The following is a 507-nucleotide window of genomic DNA, read 5'->3' as shown; positions in this document are numbered from 1 at the left end:
AAACCCCTGCCGGGTTTCCAGAAACCCATATCGCAGCCCTTAATGAACCGCCCGCGAATGTATCCCTGCTTGACGCCTTGTGCGTTATCTCTATTCTCTCTCCGAGCCCTCCGAACAGGACAGTGTGTTCTCCTACAATGTCGCCTGCGCGTATTGTCTGTATGCCGATCTCTTTCTTTGTCCTCTCGCCTATAATACCTTTTCTTGCGTAAACCGCCACTTCATCAAGATTCCTGTTTACCGCATCAGCAATAACCTGCGCCATCTTCAGTGCGGTTCCGCTCGGAGCGTCCTTTTTTAATCTGTGATGTGATTCAACAATCTCTATATCATATTCATCGCCTAAGACCCTTGCCACATCATGCAATATTTTCAGCAGCAGATTAACGCCAGTGCTCATATTGGATGCCACTACGCATGGGATGTTGTTTGTAAGGGTTTCAATTTCTTTTATCTCATTTTTTGACAGTCTTGTTGTGCTTTTGACCATTTCCTTTCTTTTTTTTT

General features: G+C 45.2%; 1 protein-coding gene. It reads right to left on the bottom strand.

Annotated elements, in window-relative coordinates:
• Positions 1 to 507 (bottom strand): 4-hydroxy-tetrahydrodipicolinate reductase (dapB, locus tag HW443_RS12920; RefSeq protein ID WP_176238413.1); only part of this gene is annotated, 507 nt, incomplete at both ends.

This window comes from Candidatus Hakubella thermalkaliphila (assembly GCF_013281975.1).
GTDB lineage: Bacteria > Actinomycetota > Humimicrobiia > Hakubellales > Hakubellaceae > Hakubella > Hakubella thermalkaliphila.
Note: the sequence above shows the minus strand (reverse complement) of the source record. Positions and strands in the feature narration are given on the sequence as shown.